The 16,018-nt window shown below is 43.7% G+C and carries 12 protein-coding genes; 7 read left to right on the top strand and 5 right to left on the bottom strand.

Features of this window, described 5'->3' with window-relative positions:
- The first annotated feature begins 82 nt into the window (after window positions 1-82).
- Window positions 83-2,143, top strand: coding sequence for a methionine--tRNA ligase (gene metG / locus BCV39_RS21410; protein ID WP_102432561.1), 2,061 nt, complete (start codon window positions 83-85; stop codon window positions 2,141-2,143).
- Window positions 2,144-2,363: 220 nt separating this feature from the next.
- Complete coding sequence (locus BCV39_RS21405; protein ID WP_010437231.1) at window positions 2,364-2,843, top strand: DUF1456 family protein; 480 nt, start codon at window positions 2,364-2,366, stop codon at window positions 2,841-2,843.
- Window positions 2,844-3,030: 187 nt separating this feature from the next.
- Here the strand turns inward: BCV39_RS21405 and fadR are convergent, their stop codons facing one another.
- On the bottom strand, window positions 3,031-3,870 hold the full coding sequence (gene fadR / locus BCV39_RS21400; protein WP_017062161.1) for a fatty acid metabolism transcriptional regulator FadR: 840 nt from the start codon (window positions 3,868-3,870) through the stop codon (window positions 3,031-3,033).
- Between the two features lie 640 nt (window positions 3,871-4,510).
- Here fadR and nhaB point away from each other — a divergent pair.
- Together nhaB and dsbB are read left to right on the top strand one after the other, a co-directional pair.
- Complete coding sequence (gene nhaB / locus BCV39_RS21395) at window positions 4,511-6,103, top strand: Na(+)/H(+) antiporter NhaB (RefSeq protein WP_048659726.1); 1,593 nt, start codon at window positions 4,511-4,513, stop codon at window positions 6,101-6,103.
- Window positions 6,104-6,235: 132 nt separating this feature from the next.
- Window positions 6,236-6,760 carry a disulfide bond formation protein DsbB gene (dsbB, locus tag BCV39_RS21390; RefSeq protein ID WP_230682264.1) on the top strand — a complete coding sequence of 175 codons (525 nt, stop codon included), beginning with the start codon at window positions 6,236-6,238 and terminating at the stop codon, window positions 6,758-6,760.
- A gap of 107 nt (window positions 6,761-6,867) precedes the next feature.
- Here the strand turns inward: dsbB and BCV39_RS21385 are convergent, their stop codons facing one another.
- Window positions 6,868-7,488 (bottom strand): SEC-C metal-binding domain-containing protein, encoded by a 621-nt coding sequence (locus BCV39_RS21385; RefSeq protein ID WP_102433492.1) that lies wholly within the window; start codon window positions 7,486-7,488, stop codon window positions 6,868-6,870.
- 178 nt (window positions 7,489-7,666) lie between these two features.
- Here BCV39_RS21385 and dusC point away from each other — a divergent pair, with 178 nt between their 5' ends.
- Window positions 7,667-8,623 carry a tRNA dihydrouridine(16) synthase DusC gene (gene dusC, locus BCV39_RS21380; RefSeq protein WP_048659728.1) on the top strand — a complete coding sequence of 319 codons (957 nt, stop codon included), beginning with the start codon at window positions 7,667-7,669 and terminating at the stop codon, window positions 8,621-8,623.
- 30 nt (window positions 8,624-8,653) lie between these two features.
- Here the strand turns inward: dusC and BCV39_RS21375 are convergent, their stop codons facing one another.
- From BCV39_RS21375 to yfbV, 3 genes are all read right to left on the bottom strand, one after another.
- Window positions 8,654-10,120, bottom strand: a complete 1,467-nt coding sequence (locus tag BCV39_RS21375) for a sensor domain-containing diguanylate cyclase (protein WP_102433493.1) — start codon at window positions 10,118-10,120, stop codon at window positions 8,654-8,656.
- Window positions 10,121-10,373: 253 nt separating this feature from the next.
- The gene (locus tag BCV39_RS21370) at window positions 10,374-11,339 is read right to left on the bottom strand and encodes an ABC transporter substrate binding protein (RefSeq protein WP_102433494.1); all 966 of its coding nucleotides are present in this window, start codon (window positions 11,337-11,339) and stop codon (window positions 10,374-10,376) included.
- Between the two features lie 317 nt (window positions 11,340-11,656).
- Window positions 11,657-12,109, bottom strand: a complete 453-nt coding sequence (gene yfbV, locus BCV39_RS21365) for a terminus macrodomain insulation protein YfbV (protein WP_017062168.1) — start codon at window positions 12,107-12,109, stop codon at window positions 11,657-11,659.
- Window positions 12,110-12,452: 343 nt separating this feature from the next.
- Between yfbV and BCV39_RS21360 the strand changes: the two genes are divergently transcribed.
- Both BCV39_RS21360 and pta read left to right on the top strand, forming a co-directional pair.
- Window positions 12,453-13,649, top strand: coding sequence for an acetate kinase (locus tag BCV39_RS21360; protein WP_017107306.1), 1,197 nt, complete (start codon window positions 12,453-12,455; stop codon window positions 13,647-13,649).
- A 147-nt stretch (window positions 13,650-13,796) separates the two neighbouring features.
- The gene (gene pta, locus BCV39_RS21355; RefSeq protein WP_048659731.1) at window positions 13,797-15,962 is read left to right on the top strand and encodes a phosphate acetyltransferase; all 2,166 of its coding nucleotides are present in this window, start codon (window positions 13,797-13,799) and stop codon (window positions 15,960-15,962) included.
- Window positions 15,963-16,018: the final 56 nt, after the last annotated feature.

Here is a 16,018-nt window from a genome sequence, read left to right as displayed (position 1 = left end):
TCTGATACCTTGGCGTATCACACGTTATAAAGTAGTATTACCTCTCAAAATTTATACCTATCAAAAAAGCGAATTATTAAGTATGGCAACTGATCCAAGACAACTTTTGGTAACTTGTGCGCTTCCGTACGCTAACGGCTCTATTCACCTTGGCCATATGCTTGAGCATATCCAAGCTGATATCTGGGTTCGATACCAGCGTCTACGTGGCAACACTGTAAACTTCATCTGTGCTGACGATGCTCACGGCACGCCAATTATGCTTAAAGCTCAACAGATGGGTATCACACCAGAAGAGATGATCGCTGCTGTTAGTGAAGAGCACCAAAAAGACTTCGCTGGCTTTGATATCAGCTTTGATAACTACCACAGCACACACAGCGAAGAGAACCGTGAACTGGCTTCTCACATCTACCTAGAACTTAAAAAGAACGGCTTCATTTCTAGCCGTACTATTTCTCAGCTTTTCGACCCTGAGAAAGAGATGTTCCTACCAGACCGCTTCGTAAAAGGCACTTGCCCTAAGTGTAAGTCAGAAGACCAGTATGGTGATAACTGTGATAACTGTGGTGAGACATACAGCCCAACTGAACTGATTAACCCTAAATCGGCGGTTTCTGGCGCAACTCCAGTAATGAAAGACTCTGAGCACTTCTTCTTCGACCTACCTCAGTTCGAAAGCATGCTGAAAGAGTGGACTCGTTCTGGCTCTCTACAGAATGAAACTGCAAACAAAATGCAGGAATGGTTTGAGTCTGGCCTGCAACAGTGGGATATCTCACGTGATGCACCTTACTTTGGCTTTGAAATCCCAGGCGAAAAAGACAAGTTCTTCTACGTATGGCTAGACGCACCTGTTGGCTACATGGCTTCTTTCAAGAACCTATGTGACAAGCGTGACGATCTAAACTTCGACGAATACTGGAAGAAAGACAGCACAACTGAGCTTTACCACTTCATCGGTAAAGACATCGTTTACTTCCACAGCCTATTCTGGCCAGCAATGCTAGACGGCGCAGGTTTCCGCAAGCCAAACAACGTATTCGTACACGGTTACGTGACTGTAAACGGCGCGAAAATGTCTAAGTCAAAAGGTACATTCATCAAAGCAAGCACGTACCTAAACCACCTAGACCCAGAGTGTCTACGTTACTACTACGCAGCTAAGCTAAACAGCCGTATCGATGATTTAGACCTTAACCTTGAAGACTTCACTCAACGTGTAAACGCTGACGTAGTAAACAAGATTGTTAACCTAGCTTCGCGTAACGCTGGCTTCATCACTAAGCGTTTTGAAGGCAAGCTTTCTGCTGAATTTGCCGAACCAGAACTTTACAACGAATTCGTTGCTGCTGCTGAGCGTATCGGTGAGCTATACGAAACTCGTGAGTTCAGCCGCGCTATCCGTGAAATCACTGCACTAGCAGACAAAGCTAACCAGTACATCGATGAGAAAGCACCTTGGGTTCTTGCAAAAGAAGAAGGTAAAGAGAAAGAACTTCAAGAAGTTTCTTCTGTTGGTATCAACCTATTCCGCGTACTAATGGCTTACCTGAAACCTGTGATGCCTGAGCTTGCGGCTCGCACTGAAGCTTTCCTAAACGAAGAGCTAACGTGGGAAGCGATTGCTACTCCGCTAACTGATCACGAGATCACTAAGTTCAAAGCGCTATTCAGCCGTATTGATCCTAAGAAAGTGGAAGCAATGGTTGAGTCTTCTAAAGAAGATGCAGCCGCTGAAGTAGCAGCGAAAGAAAAAGCAGAAGCTGAAAAAGAACAAGCAAGCCAAACTGAGTTAGACAAAGAGCCAATCGCAGACGAGATTGAGTTCGATGCCTTTGCTGCAGTAGACATGCGTATTGCTCGTATCATCTCTTGTGAAGAAGTACCAAAAGCGAACAAACTACTGAAGTTCCAACTGGACATCGGTGGTGAGACTCGCCAAGTATTCTCTGGTATCAAATCAGCATACAAACCTGAAGAGCTAGAAGGTAAGCTAACTGTAATGGTAGCAAACCTAAAACCTCGTAAGATGAAGTTTGGTATGTCTGAAGGCATGATCCTAGCCGCGGGCCCTGGCGGCAGCGACCTATGGATCCTTGAGCCACACGAAGGTGCACAACCTGGTATGCGTGTAATGTAATTCTGATTTCAGTCAGATAACAAGCACTCATCGCTAAATCCCTAATGCACTTATAACTTGAAAGAGTTAATAAGCATTGGGGATTTTTTATATCTACCGAAAATTTACGTTCTCTGTTAGAGTCGCCGTCAACTATGCTATGTAGAGTAGAAATTGGTTTGTCGACGATAATGGACTAACCAACACCTCTTTACTCTAAAACCCTTTTTAGGAATCCCCAGTGACTAACAACGAAATCTTGCGTCGTATTCAACACGCACTAAACCTTAAAAATGCACAAATCATCAAAGCTATCGAACAAGCTGATGTGACCGTTGCTCATGACCAAGTGATTAACTGGCTAAAAGACGACAACGACAAGTCATGCTCTAAGATGAAAGACAAAGAGTTAGCGGTATTCCTAAATGGTTTCATCAACCTTAAGCGTGGCAAAAAAGAAGGCGAGCAACCTAAACCTGAAGTTGCACTGACGAACAACATGATCTTCATGAAGCTTCGCATCGCATTAAACATGAAAGCAGAAGATGTTTTGGACGTACTAGAAGTGGTTGGCATTAGCTTGAGCAAGTACGAAATCGGCGCTTACTTCCGCAAGCCAGAAAACAAAAACTACAAAGTGTGTGAAGACCAACTACTTTGCGATTTTCTAAACGGTGTGCAATTTACCAACCGTCCAGACTCAGAAGAGTTTGCGGGTTAAGTCGCTACTCATAGATAAATTACTCGTCATAGGTAAGTAACTACTCGTAGGTAAACTAATGCCCCACGGGTAATTTTCTAGCAACGACAGATAAATAAAAAGCGGCGAGATAATTGAATTATCTCGCCGCTTTTTCGTTTTCTTTACGTCACTGACTAAACAGGAGCAACAATAGTAAACCTATAGCTTAGCTGTCGTCTTCAGTGAAGTTCGTTGGCAATGTCGTTTTCATTTCATTCCAAACTTGTGCACTTGCGATACCGTAGTTACGAATCACTAATGGCAAAGTTTCGCGCTCACCACTTTCACAGATAATGAACAACTCTTTATAAAAGTCCATCGCTAAACGTCGTGCTTCTGGGTTAGAGAAGTAGTAGCTACCGATACGGTCATACAGTTTACGCACACCGTTAAAGATTAGGCCGTAAATCTGGTTGCCTGAGTGGAATGCCAAACGTTGGAAAAGCATATAATCATAGAAGTTGAAAGTCTTCGCGATTAAGATCGTCTGACGTTTCGCTTCATCTTTTTCTGAATCTTCTTTTACCGCTTGCTTGATCTTGTCAGCGTATGGCGACGATTCTAAGAACTCATCCCAAGTCGGTGCCGCAAGTAGCGCTTCACAAGATTCAATCACGTTGCTGATAGTACGCTCTGAAGCTTCTTTGTTTGCTTTAAATGCATAACGCATAAAGATCGGGCTGATATTAGTACGGGCAGCAAGTAGGTCTTCTACCATTTTGCTTGCGTTATCAACGTCCAACGTCATTAGCGTATCAAGGATATGAAGACCTGAGGTTTCCATAAACTGGTTAACTTTAGTGGGTTTGCCGTGCTGGATTGTCAACCAACCATCACGAGCAAGACGTTGTAGTACTTCACGAAGCGTAGTACGTGTAACACCAATCAGCTCAGAAAGCTCACGCTCTGCGGGCAAGATAGAACCTGGAGGGAAACGGCCATTCCAAATACTTTCAATGATATACTTTTCTGCAAATCCTGCCGGGCTCTTCGCCTTAATGACCATCTACACTTCAATCCAATTTAATTATTCTGTTCTAATTTACTCATCATACCACTAGTTCACACCTAGCGGAAACACCCGCAAAAATTTTACTCACTCAAAATAGCAGTAGAGTTAAAACTCTAAAGTTCAGCACACGTTTGCACCCTAGGTTTGGAAAGCAAGCGACTATAAATCACCATTTCAACAAACCATTAACACAATAAATTTTCTTTTAAATCAATGAGATTATTCATATTTTCAAAGTTATTAATTTGCAATATTAAGTTGTAATAATCATATATAAACCGTCGTTATTCTGTAAATTTCAATCATTTCGCTGAAATATTGATTCTAGTCGGTTTTTATCACATTTTAAGTGGTATGCTTGCGCTACTTTGATCGCGTTTCTCAACAAAAAAGAGGTATTTTTAGTGCTACAGGGCTTTTCCTGTTGACTAAATGTTATCGAAGAGTAGAGTTGCGCTCAAAAATAAGCAGTGCTTGAGTTTCTAAGGGAGTGACTTGGCAAGACCACAGAACATTACATGGAATGTAGTTTTTCTAAGTCACTGTTAGTTATAGTTTTTAACAATTTCTATAGCTCGATTCTCAAAATGTTGTATTGCTTGTCTATTCATAATCAACATAAAAGAGTATTAACATGCCGATGTCTCTCGGAAACGCTTTTATCAAGAACTTCCTTGGTAAAGCTCCTGATTGGTATAAACTTGCCATCATTTCCTTTTTAATCATCAACCCGTTTGTTTTCTTCCTAGTTGACCCATTTGTTGCGGGCTGGCTGTTGGTGGTTGAGTTTATTTTCACTCTAGCTATGGCTCTAAAGTGCTACCCTCTTCAACCGGGTGGCTTATTGGCAATTCAAGCCGTCGCCATTGGCATGACCAAACCAGAAATGGTTTATCACGAGCTACAAGCAAACCTTCCAGTATTACTCTTACTTGTATTCATGGTTGCTGGTATCTACTTCATGAAAGAACTACTTCTGTTCATTTTCACGAAGATCCTGCTCGGCATCCAATCAAAAATCTTACTCTCTGTCGCTTTCTGTGTCGCTGCAGCGTTTTTGTCTGCCTTCCTAGATGCGCTGACAGTAATCGCTGTAGTTATTAGCGTTGCGGTAGGCTTCTACTCTATCTACCACAAGGTTGCATCGGGCAAGGGCACGACGTCTGCACACGATCATACTCATGATGAAGAGATCTCTGAGCTAACTCGTGATGACCTAGAAAACTACCGTGCTTTCCTACGTTCACTGCTTATGCATGCCGGTGTTGGTACTGCACTGGGTGGTGTAATGACCATGGTAGGTGAACCACAAAACTTGGTAATTGCTAAGCAAGCGGGTTGGGAGTTCGGTGAATTTATCATCCGTATGCTGCCAGTAACACTGCCTGTTTTCTTCTGCGGCATTCTAACTTGTGCACTTGTAGAGAAATTCAAAGTGTTTGGTTACGGCGCAGAGCTACCAACGAATGTTCGCCAAATCTTGGTTGAATTTGACAACAAAGAACGTGCAAACCGTACAAAGCAAGACGTAGCAAAGCTATGGGTTCAAAGTGCAATCGCAGTTTGGCTGATTGTTGGCCTTGCACTTCACGTTGCTGAAGTAGGTTTAATTGGTCTTTCTGTAATCATCTTAGCAACTGCATTTACTGGTGTTATAGAAGAGCACTCTATGGGTAAAGCCTTTGAAGAAGCTCTGCCATTTACTGCACTTCTTGCCGTTTTCTTCGCGGTTGTTGCTGTAATCATCGACCAAGCTTTATTTAAGCCAGTAATCGATGCAGTACTTCACGTTGAAGATAAAGGTGCACAACTCGCTCTCTTCTATGTTGCCAACGGTATTCTATCGATGGTTTCAGATAACGTATTCGTCGGTACGGTTTACATCAACGAAGTGAAAACTGCATTAGTAGAAGGCATCATCACTCGTGACCAGTTCGACCTACTTGCTGTTGCTATCAACACAGGTACTAACCTACCTTCTGTTGCTACGCCAAACGGCCAGGCTGCATTCCTATTCCTATTAACATCAGCACTTGCTCCGTTAATTCGACTGTCTTACGGCCGCATGGTTATCATGGCACTGCCATACACCATCGTATTAGCACTGGTTGGCCTTGCAGGTATCGTGTTCTTCGTAGAGCCAATGACAGCATGGTTCTACGACGCAGGTTGGATCATTCAACGCACTGGTGAAGTCGTTGCTCCAGTTATCTCTGGTGGTCACTAAGCTAAACACTGTGTCGCAAACCAAAATAACTATAACTAACTAATCAAAAATATTAGTTGATTAGGAAACTTATCCAAGATAAAAAGCTCTGAGTAATCAGGGCTTTTTTATTTTATAGACGGGATTAAATTCGTGAACTTTTTAGCAATGATCAAAGACTTCTCTAAGGGACGTTTATCTTGGCTTTTACTGCTGGCTTTTATTGTCTTTTTTGAGGCATGTGCTCTCTTCTTTCAACACGTGATGATGCTTGGCCCTTGCGTAATGTGCATCTATGAGCGCGTTGCGATGCTTGCTATCGGTGTTGCAGCCATGATTGGTGCTATTTCCCCGAATAACCCAATATCACGTTGGTTAGGCCTTGCTGGCTGGGGATTTGGCGCATACAAAGGTTTGACGCTGGCTTTAGAGCACGTTGACTACCAGTTTAATCCGTCTCCTTTTGCTACTTGTGACCTGTTCGTGACCTTCCCAAGTTGGGCACCTTTAAACCAATGGGCTCCGTGGATGTTTGAAGCTTACGGCGACTGTAGCAAGGTTGTGTGGCAGTTCTTAGAACTTTCGATGCCACAATGGCTTGTGATTATCTTCGCGGGTAACTTAGTTGCTTTCGGTTTTGTAGCGCTTTCTCAATTCGTTAAATCAAAAAATGACTAACAATTAGCTCATCATCTTCAGAAACAAAAAAGTCGACCCAAAGGTCGACTTTTTATTACTTAAACTTTTTATCACTTAAAGAAAGTCTGTTACTCAACAAGCCGTGATTAGCTGTTTTTACCACAGCATTGTTTAAACTTCTTGCCGCTTTCACAAGGACAAAGGTCGTTTCGACCAATATCTTTAAACGGGTTCACGCTCTGGGACTTATTGCCCAACATAGCTTCATCCGCTGCCATTGCCACTTCTGAGATCATCAGATCGACCTGGCCCACTAAATCAGCAAGCGATGGTGGGGTTTGAAGCCCAGCCGCAACCATTTGTTGTTGAGTTTGCTCTTCATCAATCGCGAGCATTAATGTAGTCAGCAGAGCTTGCAGCATGCGCAGAGTGCCGTCCGCAACCGTAATGCTTTGCCACTGCTCTTCCACTGTCGGCCAAACCATCATAAAACCTTCCGCAAAATCTGCGAACTGCTCATTGAAGTCGCCTTCTGCAAACACATCAGTCAGTAAGTATTCACTACGCTGAATCAGATTGTGCTGGCGGTTAATCTGTTCCGTCACTAATGTTACAAGCTCTTTGCCCGCTTCAGGTGCTACGATAGCAATCCATTCTTCAGGATCGAGTGGCTTGGTCGCTAAGTTAGACGCAAGGATTGCACCTTCAATAAACTGCGGCGTAATGTCTGAAATAGATTCTGGTAGGCTTAATAATTGGTATGTCATGAAAGCTCTGGATATTTGGGCATTTTCGATATTATAACGCCATACTCTCCAAGATGTCGCTATTAAGAGACGAAACCATCATTAAGGTAGACACACCACACTCATAGTGACAATCCTGTAAGCAAACCGTACAATCACGCCTCGATTTTTTCGGTTCACTCAGTTTAGGTAAAGCAACATGCGCGTAATACTTGGCCCTATGGAGGGCGTTCTAGACCACCTAATGCGTGAAATTCTCACAGAGATAAATGATTACGATCTCTGTGTGACAGAGTTTGTGCGCGTCGTGGATCAACTTCTTCCTCCGCATGTGTTCCACCGTATTTGCCCAGAGCTGCACCAAGGTTCTCAGACCATGGCTGGTGTGCCAATCCATCTTCAACTTCTAGGTCAACACCCAAATTGGATGGCCGAGAATGCTTTTCAAGCTGCTAGCTTAGGCGCTAAAGGCATCGATCTTAATTTTGGTTGCCCAGCAAAGGCGGTAAACAAAAGTAATGGTGGCGCTTCATTGCTAAAAGAACCAGAACTTATCTATCAAGTGGTGAAATCTTGTCGAGAAGCGGTACCTGCACACATTCCTGTATCCGCAAAGATCCGATTAGGTTGGGAGCATCCGGAAGAGTGCTTTGAAATTGTCGACGCCATCGAACAAGCTAAAGCTGACGAACTCACCGTGCACGCAAGAACCAAAGTTGGCGGCTATAAAGCCAGCGAAATTAAATGGGATTACATCAATCAAATAAGAGAGAAAACATCTCTGCCATTGATTGCTAACGGGGAAATCTGGAACTATCAAGATGGTCAAGATTGCATAGAAGCAACAGGCGTCGATTCCTTGATGGTCTGCCGTGGTGCTTTCAATATTCCAAACCTTGGTAACGTCGTTAAGCACAACCACCAGAAAATGCCGTGGGATAAAGTCATTGAACTTTTGCTGCGCTATTCAGAGTTTCAAATTAAAGGGGACAAAGGTATGTACTACCCCAATAGAGTGAAGCAGTGGTTTGTTTATTTAAGCAAAGGCTACCCTGAAGCGAACGAACTATTTAAAGAAATTCGCACTTTCAAGAAGGCGCCGCCGATTGTAGAACGTCTTCAACGTTATCAAGAAGAACGCCGTCAACCTGTTTAAGACGAAGCACTTAATGATTTAACAACGTGGCTAAAATTCGAGACGATCTTTACCCGTCGTCTTAGCCACGTACAGCTTTTCATCGGCGTACTTAAATATCTCATCGAAGTTAAGCTTACTTTGCTCAGTTTCAACAATGCAGACACCGCCAGATACCGTAAATCCATTTGGAATAATGTCGGCTGAAGTGGAACAAATCGCATTCTTCACCCGCTCTAAAGTTCTCATCAAAGTTTCACGATCTTCGCCTCTCATATAAACGACAAACTCTTCACCGCCAAATCGTGCTGCTACGTCACTGCTTCGTACACTGTTACCTATCTGACGTGACATATAACGAATCACATCATCACCCTTGTCGTGGCCGTAGGTGTCGTTAATTGACTTAAAATCATCGATATCAAATACAGTTAAGGCAAACAATTGATCGTGCTCTACGCTGCGCCAGAATGCTTCTAAACCGCGACGATTCAATAAACCTGTCATTGAGTCTTTGGCCGCGAGATCTTTGAAGTAACCACGTTCAATATTGGAATTGACGTAGAAAAAGATAGTTACAGAGAACAGATAGACAATGATGGCAACAATAAGACTGTCTTTCTCATAAACGAAAAAGTGCTCAACCTCTTTCTCGATGTCTAACTCGTAATACATCGCATGGTGAGACGCGACACCATCTAGTTTGATCTCATGGTAGAAAGCTGCAGAATCTATCGGGGTAGCTAAAGTGGTGTCAATAATATCGATCCGACCTGCTAGATGTTGGTTCGAATTAGCAAGCAGCCTGCCAACATTAATATCCACCGACAGCATCCCTTGGTGAACGCCTTTATGGAATACAGGGATCGTCATACTAATTATACGGTCAAGGGAATCAAAACGATAACCAGGGCCTGAAAGGGTGAGTTGGTCAGGGTTGTTGGCTGTTTTCTGCCAGTAAGGACGACTCTTTATAGTCGAGAGCAGCTCTTTGCTCAGCCCTTTGGCAAAATCTTCTGGTGAAGAGATCACATAGCCGCTCGTATCAATAAAGTGCACGCCGTCATGGTATTCATCAAGCTGGGATAAAAATGAAAGAATAGGAGCTAACGCTATTTTTTCTGACGCGCTCTTATAACTATCACTGCTTTCAGAACAAAGAGACTCTTGACCGATTAGCATATAGTCGATATCGACAGAAGGAATGTCTGAAGTTTTACCATCTGCGAGGAGTAACACATCAATAGGCCAGATTTGGCAAAGCCCATCCACAACTTGTTTGTTGTGATCGAGAAAGAGAGGGTTTCCAGATTTGTAGTAGTTGGAGAAGCTGTAGTCTAGGGCAGTCACCACTTTTGTGGTTCTTTTGAACACATCTTCAATACGATGAAACTCACTACTGATATCTTTTTCTACCGCGTCAAAATGATTCTTTCCTATTAGGCCAAGTAACATCGCGGCGATCACTGCGGGAAACCCGAAGACAAAGGTAAGGCTAAAGTGCCTATTTACTTTCATATAGTGTGCTCTTAGCGTTCAGCTATTTTCATTTGTCCCATTAATATTATTACATTAATCGGCAATTCGCTCGACGTAAAATAATGTAAATTGATATTAACGACACACCTAACGGTCAAATAACCGCTTACAAATGAATAAAATAGAGAAGCGCGAACATATAGAGCAGGTTAGTCCTGTTTATCTGAGCCCATTCCTATACTGTTAATAATATGACTTATGACCTATTAGTTCACCTAACACCAAACTCAATTCACCGGCTAACGATTGCACGATCAATCACAGACTGAGGCACTGTCACGCCAAGCTCACGAGCAGCTTCTAAATTCACCACCAGCTGAGAACTCTGCGCAGTTTTGACACTTAGCTTCCCGGGCTTCTGTCCGTTCAGAATGGCAGCCACATAGTCTGCGGTTTGTACACCAACGTCATAGTAATCTAAGCCTAAACCTGCAATCGCGCCCTTTCCGACATAAGATGTCGCACCTGCGACGACGGGTGTATCCGTTTGGTTAGCCGCGTTGATAAGACCTTCCATGCCGCTCGCAACAGTATTGTCCGTTAAGGCGTAGATAACATCCGATTTCTTTGCCACTGATTCTGCTTTTGATTCCACATCATCAATGGTGAGTGCTCTTTCTGTGTAAAGAGTAAAACCAAAGTCTCGCGTCGCTTTCTTTAACAGCCCAACCAAGGCAACTGCATTTGCCTCTGCAGGGTTGTACACCACACCAATTGAATTAGCTTCAGGAAGCAGTTCTTTGATTAATGACACATGTTGAGTGATCGGAGATAAATCAGAAAGTCCCGTAACATTGCGCCCCGGCTTTTCCAGTTGTTTGACTAGCCTAGCGCCGATAGGATCGGTAACCGCAGTAAACACGATAGGAATAGAGCGAGTCGCCGAAACTAGGGCTTGTGAAGTCGGTGTTGCAATACCAACCAATACATGAGGATTTTCACTGACAAGCTCTCTGGCAATTTTGGCGGCTTGCGCTGGATTTCCGTCCGCCATTTCATAAGAAAACTCTAAGTTCTTACCGGATTCATAACCTTTAGCTCTTAATCCTTCAAGAAGCCCTAGACGTGTCGCATTCAAATCTGGATGGTCTACGACCTGTGACACCGATACCTTGGCAATATTTGCTACCGCACTACTAGCCCACAACAACAGACAACCACTCAACGCCGTCGTTAATACTTTTCTTACAAAACCCATCAATACTTCCTTCATCAAGCGCTCATTGTTGTTGCTCGCTCTAGAGAGAACACAACATTAAACTCACTATTGACATTATTACCAGTAAGCTTTGATGACTTGAAGTGATATTTAACAAAAACACAACAAAGCTCGAATTATGCGTCAAAAGGCTAGTTGGGTTGAATCCGTAGGTAAGAAACGAAGTGAATAACAAGAGGTAAATGAAACGATCAACAAAGAGTAAGATGAACCAACAGGATCAAGAGGAACGAATCTGAGAACATGCCATCACAATGTACAGCTGTTCTCAGAAGATAGGGAGAAGTGAGGTTTTCTTAGAACCAGCGTTCCATTGAAGATTTGTCTAACTGACGGAATGCACGATTCAGAATGATCGCCAATTCCTTATAACGAGGGCGTGGCTTCATTGGCTCTAACGCAAATCCCGTTTCAGTGATCTTCTCGTGCAGTTCGCGGTACCAGGATACTAACGCTGGCGGAAGTTGTGTATTTGAGCGGTTACCTAACCACCACATGCCTTGAAGCGGCAAACTAATAGCAAACAAAGCCATAACCACAGCTTGTGGCATCGCTTGGTAATTATTAAAGACCATTTGCGTAAGAACGCTGATAGCAGCTATCGCGGGCATCACCTTAACACCAAAGCGCGTCGCTTTAATGATGCGTTGCTCAGGGAAAATAGCGTTTAACTCTTTTCGAACAGGCCAGAGATCCATGTACTTTTGGCCATCTTTTAAACTGCTAGCTAAACCAACTCTATTGCTCATATGAGTCTCCCATTAAAAAAAAGTTGAAACCATCAACTAAAAACACAAAAATTTGACGAAAAATAATATTCTTTCAAATTTTTTTGTTATATTTGCACAATATCGCTATTATTTGCAGACCTCAATCTCATTGTTGCCCTTATTTACAATTTAAGCAACTTTGAGAAGACTTCTGCAAGGAATGCACAAGCCTCTTTTTTTGAAAAAGTGCGCTTTCACTTTATACGGAAATTAACGTTTTTTTGACCAAGGTTAGTACGCAAGCTACCGTGCTTCGTCTATTCTTGAGATTAATTTTCATCCTTAACTGATTTCGATCAGAAAAATTAACAGGTAGTCATTAATGTCTAAGCTAGTTTTAGTTTTAAACTGTGGTAGTTCTTCTCTTAAATTCGCTGTGGTTGATGCAGAAACAGGTGCTGAGCACCTAACTGGTCTTGCTGAGTGTCTGGGTCTTCCAGAAGCTCGTATGAAGTGGAAACTTGATGGCAAGCATGAAGCACAACTAGGCGCGGGCGCAGCTCACGTAGAAGCACTATCTTTCATGGTAGAAACTATTCTTGCTTCTAAGCCTGAGCTTAAAGCTAACCTTGGCGCTATCGGTCACCGTATCGTACACGGCGGCGAGCAGTTCACTTCTTCTGCACTTATCACTGATGAAGTACTTAAGGGTATTCAAGACGCTGCGACTTTCGCACCTCTTCACAACCCAGCTCACCTTATCGGTATCGAAGCGGCTCAACAGAACTTCCCTGGTCTACAAAACGTTGCTGTATTTGACACTGCGTTCCACCAAACAATGCCTTCTGAGTCTTACCTATACGCTCTACCGTACAACCTGTACAAAGAGCACGGCATCCGTCGTTACGGCATGCACGGTACTTCTCACCTATTCATCACTCGTGAAGTTGCAGGTCTACTAAACAAGCCAGTTGAAGAAGTTAACATCATCAACTGTCACCTAGGTAACGGCGCTTCTGTATGTGCTATCAAGAACGGTCAATCTGTAGATACTTCTATGGGTCTTACTCCTCTTGAAGGTCTTGTAATGGGTACTCGTTGTGGTGACCTAGATCCTGCGATCATCTTCCACCTACACGACGCTCTTGGTTACTCTGTTGAAGAAATCAACAACATGCTAACTAAAGAGTCTGGTCTTGCTGGTCTAACTGAAGTGACTTCTGACTGTCGTTTCGTTGAAGACAACTACGGTGAGAAAGAAGAAGCAACTCGTGCAATGGACGTGTTCTGTCACCGTCTAGCTAAATACGTTGCTGGTTACACTGCAACTCTAGAAGGTCGTCTAGACGCAATCACTTTCACTGGCGGCATCGGCGAGAACTCTGGCCCAATCCGTGAAATGGTTCTTAACCGCCTAGGCATCTTCGGCATCGAAGTTGACGGTGAAGCTAACCTTAAAGCTCGTTTCGGCGGCGAAGGTACTATCACTACAGCTAACAGCCGTATCCCTGCAATGGTTATCTCTACTAACGAAGAGCTAGTAATTGCTGAAGACACTGCGAAACTAGCAGGTCTTTAATTGATTTTCCTGACTAGCTTCACTCGAAGCTAGTCAGTTTTTCATATCAAGAAAATGGGGCTCAACTTCTATTCCTACCCCAATTTAAATATCGGTGGGAATAGCAGTTGAGCTTTTTTTATTTCCAATAGTCAAAGGTGTTCGTCAATGTCACGTACTATTATGCTTATCCCTACAAGCGCTGGTGTTGGTCTTACTAGTGTTAGCATGGGTGTTCTTCGCGCTATGGAGCGTAAGGGCGTAAGTGTTTCTTTCTACAAGCCAATCGCTCAGCCTCGCAGCGGTGGTAACCAGCCAGATCTAACGTCTACTATCATCAGCGCAAACAGCGACATTAAGATTGGTGAGCCAATCGCAATGACTAAAGCTGAAGCTTTGATCGGTAGCGAAAAAATGGACGAACTTCTTGAGTCTGTTGTTGAGCAATACAACAAGATCAACAAAGACGCAGAAGTAACGCTAATCGAAGGTCTAGTACCTACTCGTAAGCACCCATTTGCTAACCAAGTGAACGCGGAAATCGCGAAAACACTTGGCGCGGAGATCGTATTCGTTGCGACTCCTGGTACTGACAACCCTACGCAACTTAAAGAGCGTATCGAAGTAGCATGTTCTAACTTCGGCGGTACGAAGAACAAGAACATCAAAGGCGTAATCATCAACAAGCTTAACGCTCCTGTTGATGAAGCTGGCCGTACTCGCCCTGACCTATCTGAAATCTTTGATGATGCAGACAGCGCTCAGCAAGCGAACCTTGAAGTAATGCAAATCTTCAACTCTAGCCCTATCCGTGTTCTTGGCTGCGTGCCATGGAGCATCGACCTAATCGCAACTCGTGCGGTTGATATGGCTAAGCACCTTAACGCTGAAATCATCAACGAAGGTGAAATCGCGACTCGTCGTATTAAGAGCATCACTTTCTGTGCACGTTCTCTACCGCACATGATTGAGCACTTTAAGCCAGGTTCACTGCTAGTAACTTCTGCAGACCGTCCTGACGTTATCGTTGCTGCGGCTCTTGCTGCGAAAAACGGTGTTGAGATTGGCGCAATCCTACTTACTGGCGGTTACGACATTCCAGAAAGCATTGCTAACCTTTGTGCGCCGGCATTCGCTTCAGGTCTACCAATCTTCAAAGCTCAAGGTAACACTTGGCAGACGTCTCTAAACCTACAGAGCTTCAACCTAGAAGTTCCTGCAGACGATAAAGAGCGTATCGAGTTCGTTAACGATCACGTTGCAAGCCACATCGATGGCCCTTGGATTGATTCTCTATCTGAAGGTACTCAAGGCATCCGCCGTCTAAGTCCACCAGCATTCCGTTACCAGCTAACTGAATTCGCTCGTAAAGCAGCTAAGCGTATCGTTCTTCCTGAAGGTGACGAGCCACGTACAGTTAAAGCTGCGGCTATCTGTGCTGAGCGCGGTATCGCGACTTGTGTACTTCTAGGTAACCCAGAAGAAATTCGTCGTGTTGCTGCACAGCAAGGTGTTGAGCTTGGCGCTGGCGTTGAAATCATCGATTCTGCATCAGTTCGCGAAAACTACGTAGCTCGTCTAGTAGAACTTCGTGGCGCTAAAGGTATGACTGAAGTTGTAGCTCGTGAGAAGCTAGAAGATTCAGTATTCCTAGGTACTATGATGCTTGAAGCTGGTGAAGTTGACGGCCTAGTTTCTGGTGCTGTTCACACAACGGCGAACACTATCGTTCCTCCGTTCCAGATCATCAAGACTGCTCCTGATGCTTCTATCGTATCTTCAATCTTCTTCATGCTTCTGCCTGATCAAGTTCTTGTATACGGTGACTGTGCGATCAACCCAGATCCAACAGCTGAACAGCTTGCTGAAATCGCTATCCAATCTGCAGATTCTGCTGCGGCATTCGGTATCGACCCACGTGTTGCTATGATCTCTTACTCTACTGGTGAATCTGGTAAGGGTGCAGACGTAGATAAAGTACGTGAAGCAACCAAACTTGCTCAAGAGAAACGTCCTGATCTAGTGATCGACGGTCCTCTACAGTACGATGCAGCAATCATGGAAAACGTAGCCGCTTCTAAAGCGCCTAACTCTCCAGTTGCAGGTAAAGCGACAGTATTCGTATTCCCAGACCTAAACACGGGTAACACGACTTACAAAGCGGTACAGCGTTCAGCAGATCTTGTATCTATCGGTCCAATGCTTCAAGGTATGCGCAAGCCAGTAAATGACTTGTCTCGTGGCGCTCTAGTAGACGATATCGTTTACACAGTAGCTCTAACAGCTATCCAAGCAGACCAAGCTGCACAAGCTGAAGAAAAAGTAATTAACTAATTTTTCTTTTGTAGAAAGCAAAAACCCTAGATTTTTATCTAGGGTTTTTTTATGTC

The organism is Vibrio sp. 10N.286.55.E10 (assembly GCF_002872555.1).
Taxonomy (GTDB): domain Bacteria; phylum Pseudomonadota; class Gammaproteobacteria; order Enterobacterales; family Vibrionaceae; genus Vibrio; species Vibrio crassostreae.
Note: the sequence above shows the minus strand (reverse complement) of the source record. Positions and strands in the feature narration are given on the sequence as shown.